Genomic DNA, 18438 nt, shown 5'->3' with positions numbered 1-18438 from the left:
CGGGATGTCTCAGCTCGGGCGCGGCGGCGCGGTCGACTCGCGCACCGACAGCGACGCGGCGACGAGAGAGTCCGGGTCGCCGGCGTCGGCCCCGCCCAGCAGCAGGGCCACGGCCGCCGCGCCCGAGCGGTAGAAGTCCTGCCGCACGGTGGTCAGCGGCGGGTGGCAGTAGGCCGCCAGGGCGATGTCGTCCACGCTCACGATGGACACCTCGCCGGGCACCGACCGGCCGCGCTCGCGCAGCGCGCGGATCACCCCGAAGGCCATCTCGTCGCTGGCGGCGAAGACGGCGGTCACGTCGGGGATCATCGCCAGGACCTGGCCCTGGCGGTATCCCGAGTCGGGCGACCAGTCGCCCTCCAGCGGGGGCGGCGCCTGGATGCCGGCGGCGGCCAGGCACTCCTGCCAGCCCTGCCGGCGCTGGCGGGCCTCGATCCACTCGTCCGGCCCCGAGACGTGCCACACCTGGCGGTGCCCGAGGTCGAGCAGATGCCGTGTGGCGAGCCTGCCGGCCTCCTTCTGGTCGATCCCGAGCACCCGGGCGCTGGCGGTGCGGGAGCCGTCGAGCGTGACCGTGGGGATGTCGCGGGTGATGTCCTCCATCTTCTGTGTCACGGAGATGAGCGGCACGGCGATGACCATGCCGTCCACGCCCTGGTCGGCGAGCTTGGACAGGGAACGCTCCATCAGAGCCGTGTCGAGCCCGGCGATGGTCGCGATGCTCACCGCGTACCCGGCCTCGCCCGCGGCCGCCTCGACGCCGGCGGTCACCGCCGAGCGCGAGTAGTAGCCGCCCGACTGCAGCAGCACGAGCCCGATGGTGTGGCTGCGCCCGGAGGACAGCACCCTGGCGGCGTTGTTGAAGCGGTAGCCGAGCCGCTCCACCGCGGCCAGCACGCGCCTCCTGGTCTCCGGGTTGACGTTCGGCGCATCGCGCAGCGCGCGCGAGACGGTCTGCGCCGACACCCCGGCGGCCCTGGCCACGTCAGCCATGCTCGGCTGCCTGGTGGGCCGCTCGGTGGCTTTGGTCATCGCGTTCCCCTCTTGCCTGTCGATCGCTGGATCATACCGCCTCTGTTATGGATGGCATCGATAACATAGGCTGCCACAGTGATCGAGCTGCCCGCGCCGGACACCTCTCCGGCCCCGACGACCACGACCACGCTCACTTGGCGGGGGCGCCGCCTGTACCGGCACGGCGTCCCCCATCGCATCCTGTCCGGGGCGCTGCACTACTTCCGCGTCCACCCCGACCTCTGGCGGGACCGGATCCGCCGGCTCGCCGACCTCGGGCTCAACACGGTCGACACCTACGTCGCGTGGAACTTCCACCAGCCCCGCCAGGACGCGGCGCCGCGCTTCGACGGCTGGCGGGACGTCGAGCGGTTCATCCGCACGGCGGGGGAGGAGGGCCTCGACGTCATCGTCCGGCCAGGACCCTACATCTGCGCGGAATGGTCCAACGGCGGCCTGCCGAGCTGGCTCACCGGCCGCGACGTCGCGATCCGCAGCTCAGAGCCCGCCTTCACCTCCGAGGTCGGCCGCTGGTTCGACGACCTGGTCCCGCGCATCGCCGCGCTCCAGGCCGCCGAGGGGGGACCGGTCGTGGCGGTGCAGGTGGAGAACGAGTTCGGCAGCTTCGGCGACGACCAGGCCTACCTGCGCTGGAACCGCGAGGCGCTGACCGCGCGCGGCATCGGCGAACTGCTGTTCACCGCCGACGGTCCCACCGAGCTGATGCTGGACGGCGGCGCCCTGCCGGGGACCCTGACGGCCGTCACCCTGGGCTCCCAACCGGACGCCGCCAGGAAGCTCCTGGCATCCAGGCGGCCCGACGAGCCGTTCGTCGTCGCCGAGTTCTGGAACGGCTGGTTCGACCACTGGGGGGAGCGGCACCACGTCCGCGCCGCGGACAGCGTCGTCCACACCCTGGCCGGGATCGTCGCCGACGGCGGCAGCGTGAGCATCTACATGGCGCACGGCGGCACCAACTTCGGACTCTGGGCGGGCGCCAACGAACACGAGGGCCGGTTGCAGCCCACCGTGACCAGCTACGACTCCGACGCGCCCGTCGCCGAGGACGGCACGCTCACCGCCAAGTTCTTCGCCGTGCGGGAGGCGCTCGGCGCGCGCGGGCCCGTGCGGATGCCCGAGCGGACGCCGACGCTGCCGCCCGCGCGTCTCCCGCTGGTCCACCGCGCCGATCTGCTCACCGGCCTGCGCGCCGTGCCGGCCCCCACCGCGACGGGCCCGCGCCCGGCCTCGTTCGAGCGGCTCGGGCTGGAGGCGGGCATGGTCCTGCACACCGCGCACCCGCGCATCCCGGCGGGGGAGCACCGGCTCGCCTTCACCGACGTCCGGGACCGGGCCCTGGTCTTCTGCGACGGCGACCTGCTCGGCGTCGCCGACCAGGACCACCCGCACCTCCCGATACGCGGAAGCGGCGCCGTCGTCCGCCTGGAGGTCCTGGTCGAGAGCCTCGGCCGGGTGAACTACGGGCCCGCGATCGGCCGGCACAAGGGCCTGCTCGGGCCCGTCCTCGTCGACCGGCGCATCGTGCAGGGCTGGGACAGCACGCCGGTGGCGCTGCAGGAGTGGTCCGCCACGGAGCTGGCCCGCGCGGTCGCCGCCGGGCCGGCGTCCGCGGGTGCCGGGTTCGCCGTCGCCTCGCTCCACGTGGACGCGCCCGCGGACACCTTCCTCGCCCTGCCAGGATCGGGCCGTGGCCTGGTGTGGGTGAACGGGTTCCTGCTCGGCCGCCACTGGGAGATCGGGCCGCAGATCACGCTGTACTGCCCGGCGCCGCTGCTACACGCGGGCGAGAACACCGTGACGGTCCTCGAACTGCAGCGGCTCGGCGGCGTCCTTGAGCTGCGGGACCGCCCCGAGCTCGGACCTGCGGAGGAGTACGTCGAGGAGTTCGGCTGACCCGCTCACCCGGCGACGCGGGCCTGCGCCGCCCTGGTCAGGAAGACGTCGAGCACCCCGTCGCCGACCTGCGGCTGGGCCGCGCCCCAGCGGTTGCGCGGCGGGCTGACCCGGATGGCGCGGGCCTGCCTCTGCAGGTCGCGCGACTCGGCGAGCAACGTGGTAGCCCTGGCCTCGTCCCCGGCCTGCCGGGCCTGGAGGGCGTCGAGGGTGGCCGTCATCGCCCTGCCCCACAGCGCCGTGGCGTCCAGCCAGGACGCCGCGTCCTCGGCGAAGCCCCGCTGCACCGATCCGCTCCGGATGACGGCCGGGGCGGCGGCGATGGCCTTGGCGTACGGGCGCAGCGCGGCGATCGCCTCCGTGCGCCGCCCGCCGTCCCACGCCTGCCAGAACGCGGCCACCCGCGCGGCCAGCTCGGGCGCCTGGGGCTGCCAGGGGGTGCCGCCGAAGGTCGGGGCCAGGTGCTCCAGGTCGCCGAACACCAGCAGCGCCTCGGTGGCCGCCTTGTCGCCGCCGGCCAGATAGGCCATCGCCCTCGGCCAGCTCTTGCGCGCGTCGTAGGCCCGGTCGTTCCAGGTGAAGTCCGCGGCGCCGAAGACCGCGACCTTGCTCGCGTACGGCTGGTTCATCGGGTTGGCCACGATGCCGGACAGGTACGCGGCCAGGCCGCCCTCACGCTTGTCGTAGGGGGCCAGCAGCAGCCGGCCGCTGGTGTTGCCGTAGTCGTTGACCGGGTAGTTGTCCCAGACGAAGACCTTGCGCCCGAACAATTCCGCCGCCTGCTCCGCCTGCGCGTTGGTGATCTCGGGAGGCACGGTTTCGATGCCGGTCCACATCACCTCGATCGCGGGGTCGAGCCAGGCCCGCATGGTCTGCTTGTAGGTGGTGTCGGTGAGGTCGCCGTACTCGGTGGGGACCATCTGCAGCGGCCGGGCGCCTTCGCGGCCGGCGATGAAGGTGCGTTGCACGTCGTTGAGCAGATCGACCTGGGCCTTGGCCGCGGCGGTGCGCCCGGCCTGGCCGTAGGCGGCCTCGTCGGCCGCGCAGTTCCAGCGGGTGTAGCTGATGTCGTCCAGCGGGATGGAGAACGCCCTGGCGCCCAGGTCGTAGAGCGCCTGGAGCTTGCCCTTGAGGGCGGCGCGGTCGGCGGGGTCCGCATAGCAGATCGAGGTGCCGGGCGAGAGCGCGAAGGTGAAACGCACGTGGTTGGCGGTGGCCCGTGCCACCAGTTCGCCCAGCTCGGCGAGCTTGTCGGCCGGGTAGGGCTCGCGCCACCTGTCGCGGTGGTACGGGTCGTCCTTGGGGGCGTAGACGTAGGTGTTGGCCTTGACGTCGCCGTGGAAGTCCATCTGGTCGAGGCGTTCCGCGTGCGTCCACGGCGCGCCGTAGAAGCCCTCGATGGTGCCGCGCAGCGGCATCGAAGGGAAGTCGCTGACCTGGACCCCGGCCACCTTCCACGCCTTGCCTGACCGGACGAACAACTGGCGCAGCGTCTGCACGGCGTAGAACTGGCCCGCGGCGTCCCTGCCGCCGAGCGCGATCTGCCGGGGATCGCCGCCCGAGACCCGCACCGCGTACCCCTCGGCCTTGTCGGGCACGACCGTGTCGCCGAGCGCCCGCGTGACGTCCGGCCGGGTCGCGGGGCCGAGCCGGACCGTGAGCAGGCCGGGCGCGGTCGCGGTGCCGGGCGCGACGGTGTCGACCCGGTCGGCGCCGTGCGCCTTGAGCTCCCTGACGAGGCGGTCGCGGGCGGCGGTGTCGGTCTGGGCGTCGGCGATCACGAGCACCCGGCCGGTGACCTCGGCGTCGGCGCCGACGCCGGTCAGCGACTGCGGGGCCGGCGACACCGAGGGTAAGGAGGCGGCGGGAACGGGCGCGGCGTGGGCCGCGGGGACGGGCAGGAGCAGCAGGGGCGCGGCCAGCGTCAGGGCAGGGGCGATCTTGCGTCTTGTCACGAAACTCTCCAGTGGTCCGTACCGGCAAGGTGATCAAGGCATGGAGGTCGAAGCGACGGAAGGTGGGCGATCAGGCGCGGGGCGGTGCGGTGCTCCCGCGCGGTGCGAGTTCGGGGGTGGGCGCCTGCACCGCCCTGGGCTCGGGGCGCTCGGCCATCACGTGGAGCAGTTCGGTCGCGGTGAGGGTGCCGAGGGCGTAGGTGTCGCGGGTCAGCGCGGTGATCGGGGGATGGGGCAGATGGGTCAGGACGGAGTCGTCGAAGGAGACGATGGAGACGTCATCGGGGACGCGCACGGCCATCTCGGTGGCCACGCCCAGCCCCGCCGCCGCCATGACGTCGCTGTCGTAGATGATCGCCGTGCACCGGGGGCGGGCCTGCAGCAGCTGGCGCGTGGCGGAGGCGCCCTGGGTGTCGGAGTAGTCGGTCGCCACGCTGAGGATGTCGAGCGCCCCGCGCGCGTCGGCGACGGCCTGGAGGCGGCGGCGCGTGTGCTGGTAGGAGGGGATGCCGCTGACGTGGCCGATGGAGCGGTGGCCGAGCGCGGCCAGGTAGTCGAGGACGCGGGTCATCGCCGCGTGGTCGTCGGCCCAGACGCTGGTCAGCGGCAGGGGTGCGCCGTGGCCGCCCAGGACCACGGCCGGAATGCGCAGGTCGGCGATGAGCCGCGGCCGGACGTCGTCGACCGCGAGGTCGAAGAGCACGAGCCCGTCGACCCGGTTCTCGGCGGCCCAGCGGCGGTAGACCGCGATCTCCGCCTCGGTGTCCTCGACGATGAGGAGCTGGGTGGCGATGCCCTCGTTGGACAGGCGGGACTGCAGGCCCGACAGGACATGCCCGAAGAACGGCTCGACGCCCAGCGTGCGGGCAGGACGGGCGATGGCGATGCCGACCACGTCGTTGCTGGCCCCTTTGAGGGCGCGCGCGGCCCGGTGCGGCCGCCAGTTGAGCTCGGCGGCGACGTCGAGGATGCGCTTGCGCGTCGCGTCGCTGATGCCGGGGCGGGCGTTGAACGCCAGCGACACCGCCGAGACGGAGACGCCCGCGAGCCGGGCGATGTCGGTGCTGCGCAGCCGGGCCGGCGCGGGCTCGGGAGAGGCGGGTTCCTGGGGCGGAACCTCGTCGTTCGGCGGCATCGCTCCTCCATCGATGTCGGCGACCCGGGCGGCACGGCCGGGCGTCGTGATGCAAACGAGATGAGCCTCCCGGGTGACCAGGACAACTCAAACGTATTAGTCTGCGGTCACTTGAGGATCATAAAGCAACTAAAACGTATCAGGCATATTGTCACGCCTCCACTACGGAGAGGTACGGGATGCACAACCACCTCGGCCGCACCCTTGAGCGGTTCGCCCGTGTGAAGCGCGAACGGATCCTGCCCCGGACGCACACCCGGCTGAGCGGCGTGGAGATCGAGGCATGGACGGTCGCCGACGACGGCGAGCCGGTCAGCGCCCGGCACGCCCTCGGGCTCGCCCGCGACCCCGGCCGCACCGCACCCGGCTACCGCCCGTTCCCGCTGGGCGCCGCCTGGGGGGAGGCCTGGTCCACGACCTGGTTCCGGATCCGGGGCACGCTCGCCCCCGGCCAGGCAGGCCCCGTCGACCTCGTGCTCGACCTGGGCTGGTTCGACCACTCCGTGGGCGGTCACTGCGAGGGACTGGTCTTCACCCCCGACGGCACGATCGTCAAGGGCCTGCACCCCCGCCAGTCCGGCATCCGGTTACGGGGCGAAGGAGCGGTGCCGGGCCTGCTCGACGCCGACGGCGCCTTCCTGCTCCACGTCGAGGCGGCGGCGAACCCCCTGCTGCTCGGGCTGCCGCCGTTCGTCGTCACCGAGCACGGCGAGAAGGGGGCGCGGGAGCCGTTCGAGCAGTTCAGGCTGCGCCGCGCGGAGGTCGCCGCGTTCTCACCGCAGATCCACGCCCTGTGCTGCGACCTGGACGTCGCCGGCGAACTGGCCGCCGAGCTGAGCGCCGACGAGCCGCGCCACTGGCGGCTGCTGCGCGCGATCGAGGAGGCCCTGGACGCCTACGACGAGGCGGACGCGGAGGCCGGCGCCCGTCGCGCGCGCACGGTCCTGGCTCCCCTCCTGGCCGCGCCCGCGCACGCCAGCGCCCACCGGATCACCGCCGTCGGGCACGCGCACATGGACACGGCGTGGTTGTGGCCGCTGCGCGAGACGGTGCGCAAGCTCGCCCGCACGGTCTCCAACGCCCTGGCCCTGCTCGACGCCGACCCGGCGCTGGTGTACACGATGTCGTCGGCGCAGCACTTCAGCTGGCTGGAAGAGCACTATCCCGAGTTGTTCGCCCGGGTGCGCCGCCACGTCGAGCAGGGCAGGTTCGTCCCGGTCGGCGGGATGTGGGTGGAGGCGGACGGCGTCATCCCCACCGGCGAATCGATGGTGCGCCAGCTCACCTACGGCAAGAGGTACTTCATCGACCGGTTCGGCCGCGAACCGCGCGAGATGTGGCTGCCCGACTCCTTCGGCTACTCCGGAGCCCTGCCGCAACTGGCGCGCAGGGCCGGGTCCCGCTGGTTCCTGACGCAGAAGATCTCCTGGAACGACACCACGGTCTTCCCGCACCACTCCTTCTGGTGGGAGGGCATCGACGGCACGCGGATCTTCACGCACTTCCCGCCCGCGCAGACGTACGCCGCCGAGGTGAGCGCCCGCGAGCTCCGCCACGCCGTGGCGACCTTCAAGGACAAGGCCATCGCCTCCCATTCGCTGCTGCCCTACGGCTACGGCGACGGAGGCGGCGGCCCCACCAGGGAGATGGCAGAACGGCTGCGCCGCTTCGCCGACCTGGAAGGCGCCCCCCGCGTCACCTCCAGGTCGCCGGCGGAGTTCTTCACCGACGCCGAGGCCGAACTGCGGCAGGCCGGCGCGCTGCAGCCGGTCCACCGCGGCGAGCTCTACCTGGAGCTGCACCGGGGCACCCTGACCTCGCAGGCGGCCATGAAGCGCCACAACCGGCACTGCGAGTCGCTGCTGCGGGCGGCGGAATACCTCGGCGCGGCGGCGAGCACGCTGCGCGGCGCGCCCTACCCGCGTCAGGAGCTCGACGAGATCTGGCGCACCGTGCTGCTGCACCAGTTCCACGACATCCTCCCGGGAACCTCGATCGCCTGGGTGCACCGCGAGGCCCGCGACACCTACCAGGCCGTCGAGGAACGCCTGCGCGACCTGATCAAGCAGGCCGGCGCGGCCCTGGGCGGGCTGGCCGGACCCGACGCCGACACGCTCCCGCCGTTCACGGGCAAGCGGCCGGCCTCGGCCACGGCGGCGGTCACCGGCGAAGGGGACGGCGGCACCGTCCTGGACGACGGCCTGCTCCGCGTCGTCATCGGCGCCGACGGCCACGTCACCTCGCTCGTCGACCTGCGCACCGGCCGGGAGACGGTCCCGCCCGGCAGGCGACTCAACGAGCTGCAGATCTTCCGCGACGAACCGGTGCGCTGGGACGCCTGGGACGTGGACCGGCACGTGCTGCGCCACCCCCGGGTGATCGACGACGTCAGCAGCCGCAGGGTGCTCCACGGCGGGCCCGACGCCGGCATCGAGGTGGTCCGGCGGGTCGGCGCCTCGACGATCACGCTGACGATGTGGCTGCGGGCCGGCACCGGCCGGTTCGAGACCGAGTGCGCCGTGGACTGGCGCGAACGCGAACGCCTGCTCAAGGTCGCCCTCCCGGTGCGGATCATGGCGCGCTCCGCGCGGTTCGAGACCCAGTACGGGTACGTCGAACGGCCGCTGCTGGCCAACACCGCCGCCGAGGAGGCCATGTTCGAAGCCGCGATGCACCGCTACGTGCACGTGGCCGACGGCGGCTTCGGCCTTGCCGTCGTCAACGACGCCATGTACGGGGCCGACGCCCGTGCCGACGGCGACTCCACCGTCGTCCGGCTGTCGCTGCTGCGCGCCGCGCGCTTCCCCGACCCCCAGGCCGACCTGGGCACGCACACCTTCCGCTGGGCGGTGCTGCCCGGCGCGGACCTGCCCGCCACGGTCGAGGCCGCCTACGCCTTCAACACGCCCGACCTCGCCGGCCTCCCGCAGGTGGCGCCGCTGGTGCGCCTGGAGGCCCTGACCGGGCACGCGCTCATCGACTGGGTGAAACCGGCCGACGACGGCTCGGGCGACCTCGTCGTCCGGGTGTACGAGACGCAGGGCGGACGGGCCGGCGCCCGGCTGCGCTGCCACGCGGAACTCGGCGCGGACGCCGTCCTGTGGGAGACCGACCTGCTCGAACGGGAGCTCGGCGGCGAGGAGGACCTGCCCCCGGCCCTGGCCGGCGGGCGCGGTCCGGCGAGCGGAGCCCTTCTGGAGCTCGGCCCCTTCCAGGTGGCGACCCTGCGGATCTGCCACGCACAACGCATCAAGGAGGACATCCGATGACCACTGTCGGCAAAGGCCGGGCCCTGATGGCGGGGCTGGCCCTGGGCTCGTTGCTGTTGTCCGGGTGCGGTGCCGACACCACGCCGCCGGCCTCGGGCGGGGCACTGTCGGGATCGATCAAGTTCCAGACCTGGAACCTGAAGAACGAGAAGTTCACGCCCTACTTCACCGAGCTGATCGCGGCCTTCGAGAAGCAGAACCCCGGTACGAAGATCACCTGGGTGGACCAGCCCGCCGAGGGCTACCAGGACAAGCTGTCGGCCGACGCGGCGGCTGGGGCGCTGCCCGACGTCGTGGACATGGGACCCGAGGCCGCCTACACCCTGGCCCAGGCGGGGGTCCTGCTCGACGTCGCCAAGGCCGACCCCCAGGCCAAAGCCCTGTACCTGGACAAGGCGTGGCAGGCCATGACGTTCGGCGGCCTCGGCGGCGGAACCTACGGCTACCCGTGGTACCTCAACACCGGCCCCTCGTTCTTCAACAAGGCGCTGTTCGACAAGTGCGGGCTCGACCCCGACAAGCTGCCCGCCACCTACGACGACCTGTTCAGCCAGGCCGAGACCATGGCCAAGAACTGCTCGGAGGTGTCGATGATCGCCCGGATGCCGGTCATCGAGATGTTCGGCGAGTACGGCGTGCCGCTCATGGACGCCACGGGCAAGAAGTTCATCTACAACGACGCCAAGGGCGCGGAGTTCGTCGAGCGCTTCAAGAAGCTGTACGCGAGCAAGGGCCTGACCCCGCAGGCGCTGAACAACCTGCAGACCAAGGAGGTGGAGGAGTTCAAGGCCGGCCGGCTGGCCTACCTGTCGGGCAGCTCCTACACCCTGAACGACCTGAAGGACACCGCGCCAGAGGTCTACAAGTCGCTGGGCATCGGGCCGAGGATCAGCACGGCCGCCCCCAACATGTACATCGAGTCGCTCGTCGTGAACGCCGCCGGCGAGAACCAGCCGCTGGCCACGGCCTTCGCCAAGTACGTGACCAACCCCGCCAACCAGCTCGCCTTCGCCCAGAAGGCCTCGGTGTTCCCCTCCTCGGCCGGGTCGATGGAGGAGGAGTACTTCACCAAGGACGACGGCGACCCCGCCACGAAGGTGCGCCTGGAAAGCGCCGCCCAGGTCAAGAAGGCGGTCGTGTGGTGGCCGCCGGCGTTCTCCGGCTCGGCCGACGCCGAGACGCTGCGCGAGCAGATCGCCCAGGCACTGCTGGGCAAGAAGACCGTCCAGCAGGCGCTGGACGAGTCGGTCAGGTACTCCGACGAGCGGCTGGCCGCGCACGGATGACGCTCTCCGCCCCGCACCGGGCCGCCTCGCCCGAGGAGGCGGCCCCGGCCACCCACCGCTGGCGGCTGACCCCGTGGCTGTTCCTGCTGCCCGGGCTGGCCGTCATCGTGCTCCTGGTGCTGCTGCCGTTCCTGAACACGCTGCGGCTGGCGTTCACCGACTCCACCCTGCTCAGGAGCGGCGAGTTCATCGGCTGGGAGAACTTCCGCCGGATGTTCGCCGACGAGCGCTTCGGCACCGCGCTGCTGAACTCCACCCTCTACACGGTGTGCGTGGTGCCGCTCATGGTCGCGCTGCCGCTCGTGCTCGCCTCGCTGCTGAGCGGCGCCGGACGGCTGATGGGGTTCTTCCGCACCACCATGTACCTGCCGGTGATCATGTCGCCGGTCATCGTCGGGCTCATCTGGACGAACATGCTCGACCAGCGCGGCCTGGTCAACGAGCTGCTCGGCACGTTGAAGGCGGTCACCGCGCCCGTTCCCTTCCTCACCGACCGCTGGCTGCTGCTGTTCAGCGCCATGTTCGTCACCGTGTGGATGGGCCTGGGCTACTACATGGTCATCTACCTGGCCGCGCTGGCGAACATCGATCCGGCCCTGTACGACGCGGCGGCGATGGACGGCGCCGGCCCGGTGCGCACCTTCCTCAACGTCACCGTCCCCGGAGTGCGCTCGACGATGGGGCTCATCGGCGTGCTGTCCTCGGTGGCGGCCTTCCGCGTGTTCGGCGAGATCTACGTGCTCACGGACGGCACCGGCGGCGTGGGCGGCGGCGATCTCACGATGACCATGCTCATCCAGCGCGAGGGCACCGGCCTGCAGGCACGCACCGGCTACGCGGGCGCGATCAGCCTGGTCATGTTCGTCATCCTCGGCGGGCTGCTGATCGCGCAGCTCGTCCTGCAACGCAAGCAGAGGACCACCTGATGGCCCGCCGCCCGAAGCTCTCGCCCGGCCTCGTCGTGCGCTACCTGATTCTCGTGCTGATGGCGGTGCTGCTGGCGGGCCCCCTGCTGTGGCAGGTCTCGCTGTCGCTCAAGGGCGCCGGCGACCCGCTCTACACCCGGCCGCCCGAACTGATCCCCGGCCATCCCACGCTGGACAACTTCGCGACGGTGCTCGACCGGATCCCGGTGCCCGGCTACCTGCTCAACTCCCTGCTCGTGGCCGCCATGGCGGTCTGCGGCAACGTGGTGGGCGCCACCTGCGCCGGCTACGCGCTGGGCAAGCTGCGCTTCCGCGGCAGGGGGGTGGCGGCGGGGATCTGCGTCGCGGCCCTGCTCGTGCCGGCGGAGACCGTGCTGATCTCCCAGTTCTTGCTGGTCAGGGCGGCCGGTCTGGCCAACACCCTGCTGGGCGTGGTGCTGCCGACGATCGTGGCCGCGCTGAACGTCCTGCTCATGCGCAACGCCTTCCGCAACCTGCCCGCCGAGTTCGAGGAGGCGGCCATCGTCGACGGCGCCAACGCCTGGCAGCGGTTCATCCGCGTCTCCGTCCCCCAGGTCAAGGGCGTCATCACCGTCGTGGCGATCTTCGCGTTCGTCGGCTCGTGGAACGACTTCCTGTGGCCCCTCATCGTGCTGTCCGACGAGGACAACTACACCCTCACCATCGGGCTCAACCGCCTGCACGGCACCTTCTACGACGATCCGCGCCTCATCGCCGCCGGCACGATCATCGCCCTGGTTCCCATCGTCACGTTCTTCGCCATCTTGCAGCGCTACTTCTTCCGCGGGCTCGAAGCGGGAGGCTTGAAAGGGTGAAATGCTGAGATTCGGGGTCAACTACACACCTTCCCGCGAATGGTTCTACTCCTGGCTGGATCCTGACTGGGCGGCCACCCGGCGCGACATGAAGGCCCTGGCCGGGCTCGGACTGGACCACGTCCGCGTCCTGCCGCTCTGGCCGCTCCTGCAGCCGAACCGCACGCTGATCCGCCGCCGCGCCCTCGACGACGTGCGGCACGTCGTGGAGATCGCCGGCGAGGCCGGCCTCGAGGCCGGTGTGGACGTCCTGCAGGGCCACCTGTCGGGCTTCGACTTCGTGCCGAGCTGGCTGACGGACTGGCACCGGCGCAGCATGTTCACCGACCCCGACGCGGTCGCCGCGCAGGCCGCGCTCGTCGAGGCGCTCGACGGGCACCTGCACGACCTGCCCAACTTCCTCGGCCTGACCCTGGGCAACGAGGTCAACCAGTTCACCTCCGCCCTCCACCCGGCCCCGATGGCGGCCACGGCACAGCAGGTGACGGCCTGGCTCCAGGCCCTGCACGGCCAGGGGCCGCGCGAGCGGCGCCACTTCCGGCTCAACGCCGAATACGACGCCGTCTGGTACGCCGACGGCCACCCCTTCACCCCCGCGCACTCGGCCAGGCACGGCCAGATGAGCGTGATCCACTCGTGGATCTTCAACGGCACGGCGCAGGGCTACGGTGCGATGTCGCACGAAAGCCTCAGCCACGCCGCCTACCTCATCGAGCTGTCGCGCGCCTTCGCCCTCGACCCCGCCCGGCCGGTGTGGCTGCAGGAGGTCGGCGCGCCGCTCAACCACCTCACCGAGGAGCAGGCGCCCGGCTTCTGCGAGGGGACCGTACGGGCGGCGGCCGACAGCGACGCCCTGTGGGGCGTCACATGGTGGTGCTCACACGACGTGACACGCGACCTGTCCGACTTCCCCGACCTGGAACACAGCCTCGGCCTGATCGGCGCCGACGGCGCGGTCAAGCCGATCGGCGAGCGCTTCGCCGAACTGGCCGCGCAGCTGCGGCACCGGCCGCGCCCCGCCCCACGGAGCGAAGCCGTCGTCGTCCCCGTCGACGCGGCCGACGTCCCCGTCTCCCGGGCCGAGCTCTCACCGGGCGGGGGCGTCTTCGAGACCTGGATGAGCCGCGCCCGCGCCGGAGCCCGCCCCACCCTGGTCACCTCAGCGACCGCGGCCGACCCGCAGGCGCTACGCGCCCGCGGCGTCGAACGGCTCGTCCACGCAGAACCGACCGGCCGCACCTTCTACAGCTCGGTCGCCGACGCGGAGGTGCTGGAGCGGATGGCCGCGCATGCCGAACACTGAGCACCCCCACGTCGTGGAGCGGCTCCTGGCCGAGCTGTCATTACGCGAGAAGGTCGGCCAGCTCAACCAGCGCCTGTTCGGCTGGCAGGCCGTCGAACGGGCTCCCCGCGGCGGCTTCCGGCTCACCGGCCTCGCCCGCGCCGAGCTCGACCGATGGGGCGGGCTCGGCGCCCTGTACGGCCTCTTCCGCGCCGACGCCTGGTCCGGCCGCTCATGGGCCGGCGGGATCAGACCGGAGGAACGCGCCGAGGTCGCCGCCCTCGTCCAGGACGAGGTGGAGCGGGCCGGCCGGCACCGCATCGGCGTGCTGCTGTCGGAAGAGGCCCCGCACGGGCACCAGGCGCTCGGCGGGACGCTGCTGCCCGTCAACCTCGCGGTGGCCGCAGGATGGGACCCCGGGCTGCTGGCCGAGGCCGCGGCCGCCGTCGCCGCCGAACTCGCCGCCGGCGGGGTGCACCTGGCCCTGGTGTCCGCGCTCGACCTGCTGCGGGACCCGCGCTGGGGCCGGGCAGAGGAGTGCTTCGGCGAAGACCCGCTGCTCGCGGCCGAGCTCACCAGGGCGCTGGTGATCGGCATGCAGGGCGCAGACCGTGGCGCGGTGGGCGGCGACGGGGTCGCGATCGTGCTCAAACACCTGGCCGCGCAGGGCGAGGCCGTCGGCGGACGCAACGGCCAGTCCGCCGTCATCGGCCCCCGCGACCTGCGCGAACTGCACCTACCGGCGGTCCGGGCGGCGGTGGAGGCCGGGGCGCTGGGCTTCATGGCGGCCTACAACGACATCGACGGGGTGCCGTGCTGCGCCAACCGCGACCTGCTGACCGGCTTCCTGCGGGCCGAATGCGGCTTCGACGGCATCGTCATGGCCGACGGCCTGGCCGTGGACCGGCTCACCGCGATGACCGGCGACGCGACAGGCGCCGCCGTGGCCGCGATCGAGGCCGGCGACCTCCTGTCGCTCTGGGACGAGTCCTTCGGCCTGCTGGAGCGGGCCGCCGCCGACAACCCCCGGGTGGCCGACCTGGTCGACGCCGCCTGCCGCCGGATCCTCACCCTCAAACAACACCTCGGCCTCCTCCCCAACCACCCGCCCACCCCGGCCACGGATGCGGGCGTGCGTGGAAGGGTCACGCTGGTTGGCGCCGACGGCCTCTCGCGCCGGCTGGCCCGGCAGGCGCTGGTCCTGCTCGGCAACGACGGCGGGCTGCTGCCGCTCGACCGGCGGACGCTGAACAAGGTGGTCCTCGCCGGCCCCAACGCCCGCGACGTCACCGCCCTGCTGGGCGACTACGTGCCGCCCCTGCCAGAGAACTCCGCCGCCGGACTGGAACGCGCCCTGCGGCAGGCGCTGCCCGACACCGAGGTGACGTGCGTCGACGGAGTGCCCACGGCGGCCGAGCTGAGCGGCGCCGACGTGGTGATCCTGGCGCTCGGCGGGACGAGCCACCGCACCTACGCCGAGGACTTCGCCGCCAACGGGGCGATCGGCGGCGCGGCGGCCGTCGCGACCGCAGGGGAGGGCGTCGACCTGGCCGACCTGTCCCTCCCCGGCGGCCAGGACGACCTGGTCGCCGCCGTCCGCGCGCGGGCCCGCTGCCCCGTGGCGGCCGTCGTCATCGCCGGCCGCCCGCACGTGCTGACCGGAGTACTCGCCCACACCGACGCCCTGCTGTGGGCCGGCTACCCCGGCCCGCACGGCGGTCACGCGATCGTCGAGACGCTGCTCGGCGACCACGAGCCGGTCGGCCGCCTGCCGTTCACCGCACCACGCCATCCGGGGGCCGTGCCGGTCCGCCACAACGACCGGCACCCGGCCGGCGGCGTCTACCAGGACGCCCAGGAGCCGGTGCTGTTTCCCTTCGGCGCCGGCCTGCGCTACCGGCCCGTCCGCTTCGAGCGGCTGACCGCGACGGCGGAGGCGGCCACGGTCCAGGTGAGCGTCGAGGTCGTCAACCCCTCCGGCGCCGACGCCGAGGTCATCGTGCCGTTGTTCGGACGCCGTACCGGGGGCGTCGTGCTGCCGCGCGTCCGCGAACTGCTCGCCTTCCGCAGGGTGAGCGTCCCGGCGGACGCCCGCACCACCGTCGTCTGGACCCTGCCGACCGCACGCTGCTTCGCCGACGGCGCGACCGGCCGGGCCGTCACCGACCTGTACGTCGAGGACCTGCACGAGACCATCCGTCCATTCGACCACTCCCGATACCCACAGTGAGAAGTTGTGATGGCCCGAGCACATCTCCTGGACTCCCGCAAGAGCGTCTTCGCCGGGGTGGAGGCCGGCAAGGACCAGTTCAACCAGCCGTACAACCTCGATGACAACCTCGACGCGGGCGGCGCGCCGATGAACGCCATCGCCACCCTCGGCGCCGACTTCGTCTCCTCCGACTACGCGAACAAGACCGACGACGCCGCCCAGTGAGACGTCTTCGACCGGGAACGCCGCTGGTGGACCGGCTCCTCACGCGGCACGACCACGCCGGAGGGCACCTGGAAGGGAATCTCCTCCTCCATCGCGGAACGTTCGGTCATCGACGGCACCACGTTCGCCACTTCCTTCAACACCGGCCACGGCCTGGCTGCCTGGACCAAGGGCCGGCTGTCCAACCCGAAGGAGTGGGGCAACATCAACCTCCAGGACATCCCGGTGACCTGGCAGTGGTGGATCGACGCGGCGGGCACGCCGCTCGGCGCCGACTTCGACTACGGGCCCGCCTACACGCCGGCGAGCCGGTTCTCCTACCAGAAGATCGGCGGCTACGACGGCGGCAGCTCGCTCGTTCTCAGCGGCACCCTCGACAGCGACAACACCGTGCGCCTCTACAAGACCGACCTGAAGATCACCAAGCGTTCGACCCTCGACCTGACCTACACCAAGCCCTCGGCGAACGACGACTCAGAACTCCGGCTCGCCCTCGTCCTGGCCTCCGACCCAACGAGGGTGATCCAGGTGCCGCTCGCCGGCTCAGGACGGCGCACCACGGGCTGGACGACAAGGACGGCCGACCTGTCGGCGTACGCCGGTCAGCGCGTCGCCGCGCTCGGCCTGGTCGTCGCCGCCGGCGCCAAGGCCATCCCCGGATACCAGGTCAATCTGGGCGCCCTGGCCCTGCGCGACGGCGAGAACCGCACCCCTGCCGCGCCGCAGGGCCTGCGCGTCTCCGAACTGCTCCCCGGGACCGGCGAGCTGTTCCTGTCGTGGCAGCGCGCCGGCTACGACCAGGTACGCCGCTACGACGTCTACCTGGACGACAGCTACCTCGGCGGGATCTACGACGACGTCTACTACGTCAAGCGCTTCACGGCCACGTCCGGAACGATCAAGCTTGTGGCCGTCGGCCACGACGGCTCGCAGAGCCCGGCGGCGACCGCCTCCTTCGACCTGGCCACGGCGCCGGGGCAGGTGAAGGCGTCGGCGAAGCCGGACGGCACACTCGCGGCCACCTGGACGCCCCCGGCGGGCGGCGGGCCCGTCACGCTGAAGGTCCAGAGCCGCGACACCGCCCGCCCGTACACCAAGGAGGTCGAACTCCCCGGGACGAGCACGGGCACGACGCTGACCGGCGTGCCCGTCAACGGCGACGGCTACCTGCTCACCCTGCGGTCGGGAACGGGCACGACCACCGCCGTGCGCGGGAGGTTCGCCGACACCGAGATCAGCCCCTACCCGGCCTCGGCGGTGACGGTCGACGGCAACACCTTCACCTTCTCCCGGCCGCTTCTTCCCGACTGGCACACCCTGACGATCCTGGAGGACGGACAGGCCAAGTCGTTCGCGACGACGTACGGGTCGGGCGCCAAGCCGTACATCGTCCGCGGCCGCACCACCCGCGCCGCGCTGACAGTGACCATGTCCGGCACCGGCAAGGTGATCGCCGTCCTGGAGAACTACGCCGGCAACAAGGCCACGACCGTACTGCGCTGAACGCCTCGCGGGAGCGCCGAGGGGCGCGGCGCCCCCGCTTGCGGTGGGCTCAGTCGTACGGGTTGTGGTCGCGGCGCTCGTACTGGCGGGGCCGCTCATGCCGGGGCTGCTCGTACCTGGGCTGCTCATACCGAGGCTGCTCGTACCTGGGCTGTTCGTAGCGGGGCTGTTCGTAGCCCCGCGCCTCGTACTCGCGCGGCTGCTCGTACGGGTAGGCGTCCGGCACCTCTTCGAGGGCCCCGCGTCCGATCGAGGTCAGCAGCGAGAGGATCGCGACGCCGATGATCAGATTGATGACGGCGGTGGCGATCTGCGGGATGAGCTCGGCCGAGTTCATGAACGGCAGGATTGTGATCATCACGGTGCAGAGCCCGGCGATCCAACTGAAGAACTTGGTCGGCTCCGGCGTCGACAACATGAGCACGTAGAGCAGCAGCGTGGCGACGAGCGCGACGACGGCGGCCGAGATGGCGTACTGCGTGGTCGCCGCGTTGCCGAAGACGGGTGTCCCGTCGGGGGTCAGCACGCGGATGCCGAGCAGCCTCCTGGTGATCATGACTCCGACCACCACGATCAGCGCGGACACCGCGGCGGCTGCCACCCCGCCGCCCCACACCCGCGCCGGATTCACCCTCGGACGGGCCGATCCCGGGCGGCGATCATAGTGATCGTGGGGGCCATATGACATACGAATCACCCTTGTCGCGATGCTGGTCAGGCACTTCGAGAACCTTACACGCGCCGTCAAGGGGGGCCGCTCCCGAACGATCACCCTGAGTCACCGCCCTCGGGGCGGACGACGCCACCGCACCACCGCGCGGCAATGCCGCTGACCTGCGAAGACGTCACTTACGATGCTGGCAGGGGCCAGGTGGAATCCG

At 72.1% G+C, this 18438-nt stretch carries 13 protein-coding genes and 1 pseudogene; 10 read left to right on the top strand and 4 right to left on the bottom strand.

Annotated elements, in window-relative coordinates; translation table 11 throughout:
- Positions 1-9: 9 nt before the first annotated feature.
- Positions 10-1032 carry a LacI family DNA-binding transcriptional regulator gene (locus ACFOY2_RS06980; protein WP_379527103.1) on the bottom strand — a complete coding sequence of 341 codons (1023 nt, stop codon included), beginning with the start codon at positions 1030-1032 and terminating at the stop codon, positions 10-12.
- Positions 1033-1110: 78 nt separating this feature from the next.
- Between ACFOY2_RS06980 and ACFOY2_RS06975 the strand changes: the two genes are divergently transcribed.
- Complete coding sequence (locus ACFOY2_RS06975) at positions 1111-2928, top strand: glycoside hydrolase family 35 protein (RefSeq protein WP_379527102.1); 1818 nt, start codon at positions 1111-1113, stop codon at positions 2926-2928.
- Between the two features lie 5 nt (positions 2929-2933).
- Here the strand turns inward: ACFOY2_RS06975 and ACFOY2_RS06970 are convergent, their stop codons facing one another.
- Both ACFOY2_RS06970 and ACFOY2_RS06965 read right to left on the bottom strand, forming a co-directional pair.
- Positions 2934-4883: a beta-N-acetylhexosaminidase family protein gene (locus ACFOY2_RS06970; RefSeq protein WP_379527101.1), complete on the bottom strand. Its 1950-nt coding sequence runs from the start codon at positions 4881-4883 to the stop codon at positions 2934-2936.
- A gap of 70 nt (positions 4884-4953) precedes the next feature.
- Entirely contained in the window at positions 4954-6018 is a 1065-nt protein-coding gene (locus tag ACFOY2_RS06965; protein ID WP_379527100.1) for a LacI family DNA-binding transcriptional regulator, read from the bottom strand.
- 179 nt (positions 6019-6197) lie between these two features.
- On the opposite strand from ACFOY2_RS06965, the gene ACFOY2_RS06960 reads away from it, so the two are divergent.
- From ACFOY2_RS06960 to ACFOY2_RS06920, 9 genes and pseudogenes are all read left to right on the top strand, one after another.
- A complete protein-coding gene (locus ACFOY2_RS06960) occupies positions 6198-9287 on the top strand; it encodes an alpha-mannosidase (protein WP_379527099.1) in 3090 nt (1029 codons plus the stop codon).
- Positions 9284-10573, top strand: coding sequence for an extracellular solute-binding protein (locus ACFOY2_RS06955; RefSeq protein WP_379527098.1), 1290 nt, complete (start codon positions 9284-9286; stop codon positions 10571-10573). Before ACFOY2_RS06960 ends, ACFOY2_RS06955 begins: the two co-directional genes overlap by 4 nt.
- Positions 10570-11499, top strand: a complete 930-nt coding sequence (locus ACFOY2_RS06950) for a carbohydrate ABC transporter permease (RefSeq protein WP_379527097.1) — start codon at positions 10570-10572, stop codon at positions 11497-11499. Before ACFOY2_RS06955 ends, ACFOY2_RS06950 begins: the two co-directional genes overlap by 4 nt.
- Positions 11499-12335 carry a carbohydrate ABC transporter permease gene (locus ACFOY2_RS06945; RefSeq protein WP_379527096.1) on the top strand — a complete coding sequence of 279 codons (837 nt, stop codon included), beginning with the start codon at positions 11499-11501 and terminating at the stop codon, positions 12333-12335. Before ACFOY2_RS06950 ends, ACFOY2_RS06945 begins: the two co-directional genes overlap by 1 nt.
- Before the next feature lies 1 nt (position 12336).
- Positions 12337-13638 (top strand): glycoside hydrolase 5 family protein, encoded by a 1302-nt coding sequence (locus tag ACFOY2_RS06940; RefSeq protein ID WP_379527095.1) that lies wholly within the window; start codon positions 12337-12339, stop codon positions 13636-13638.
- Entirely contained in the window at positions 13625-15847 is a 2223-nt protein-coding gene (locus ACFOY2_RS06935) for a glycoside hydrolase family 3 protein (RefSeq protein WP_379527094.1), read from the top strand. The genes ACFOY2_RS06940 and ACFOY2_RS06935 overlap by 14 nt, the downstream gene beginning before the upstream one ends.
- A 9-nt stretch (positions 15848-15856) precedes the next feature.
- Positions 15857-16054 (top strand): hypothetical protein, encoded by a 198-nt coding sequence (locus ACFOY2_RS06930; RefSeq protein ID WP_379527093.1) that lies wholly within the window; start codon positions 15857-15859, stop codon positions 16052-16054.
- Between the two features lie 21 nt (positions 16055-16075).
- Positions 16076-16198: pseudogene (locus ACFOY2_RS06925) on the top strand (endo-beta-N-acetylglucosaminidase); the annotation flags it as partial.
- Positions 16199-16279: 81 nt separating this feature from the next.
- Entirely contained in the window at positions 16280-17557 is a 1278-nt protein-coding gene (locus tag ACFOY2_RS06920) for a hypothetical protein (RefSeq protein WP_379527092.1), read from the top strand.
- Positions 17558-17606: 49 nt separating this feature from the next.
- On the opposite strand, the gene ACFOY2_RS06915 is transcribed toward ACFOY2_RS06920, so the two are convergent.
- Entirely contained in the window at positions 17607-18188 is a 582-nt protein-coding gene (locus ACFOY2_RS06915) for a DUF6069 family protein (protein ID WP_379527091.1), read from the bottom strand.
- Positions 18189-18438: the final 250 nt, after the last annotated feature.

The sequence above is a fragment of the Nonomuraea purpurea genome (genome assembly GCF_042650645.1).
Classification (GTDB): Bacteria; Actinomycetota; Actinomycetes; order Streptosporangiales; family Streptosporangiaceae; genus Nonomuraea; species Nonomuraea purpurea.
The sequence above is the reverse complement of the archived record's forward strand: the minus strand, read 5'-3'. Positions and strand labels throughout refer to the sequence as shown.

Bases quoted from the DNA above. Each gene is read 5' to 3' on its own strand.
- ACFOY2_RS06940 (WP_379527095.1), top strand. From the start codon at position 12,337: ATGCTGAGATTCGGGGTCAACTACACACCTTCCCGCGAATGGTTCTAC.
- ACFOY2_RS06955 (WP_379527098.1), top strand. From the start codon at position 9,284: ATGACCACTGTCGGCAAAGGCCGGGCCCTGATGGCGGGGCTGGCCCTG.
- ACFOY2_RS06965 (WP_379527100.1), bottom strand. From the start codon at position 6,018: ATGCCGCCGAACGACGAGGTTCCGCCCCAGGAACCCGCCTCTCCCGAG.
- ACFOY2_RS06935 (WP_379527094.1), top strand. From the start codon at position 13,625: ATGCCGAACACTGAGCACCCCCACGTCGTGGAGCGGCTCCTGGCCGAG.
- ACFOY2_RS06945 (WP_379527096.1), top strand. From the start codon at position 11,499: ATGGCCCGCCGCCCGAAGCTCTCGCCCGGCCTCGTCGTGCGCTACCTG.
- ACFOY2_RS06950 (WP_379527097.1), top strand. From the start codon at position 10,570: ATGACGCTCTCCGCCCCGCACCGGGCCGCCTCGCCCGAGGAGGCGGCC.
- ACFOY2_RS06930 (WP_379527093.1), top strand. From the start codon at position 15,857: ATGGCCCGAGCACATCTCCTGGACTCCCGCAAGAGCGTCTTCGCCGGG.
- ACFOY2_RS06980 (WP_379527103.1), bottom strand. From the start codon at position 1,032: ATGACCAAAGCCACCGAGCGGCCCACCAGGCAGCCGAGCATGGCTGAC.
- ACFOY2_RS06960 (WP_379527099.1), top strand. From the start codon at position 6,198: ATGCACAACCACCTCGGCCGCACCCTTGAGCGGTTCGCCCGTGTGAAG.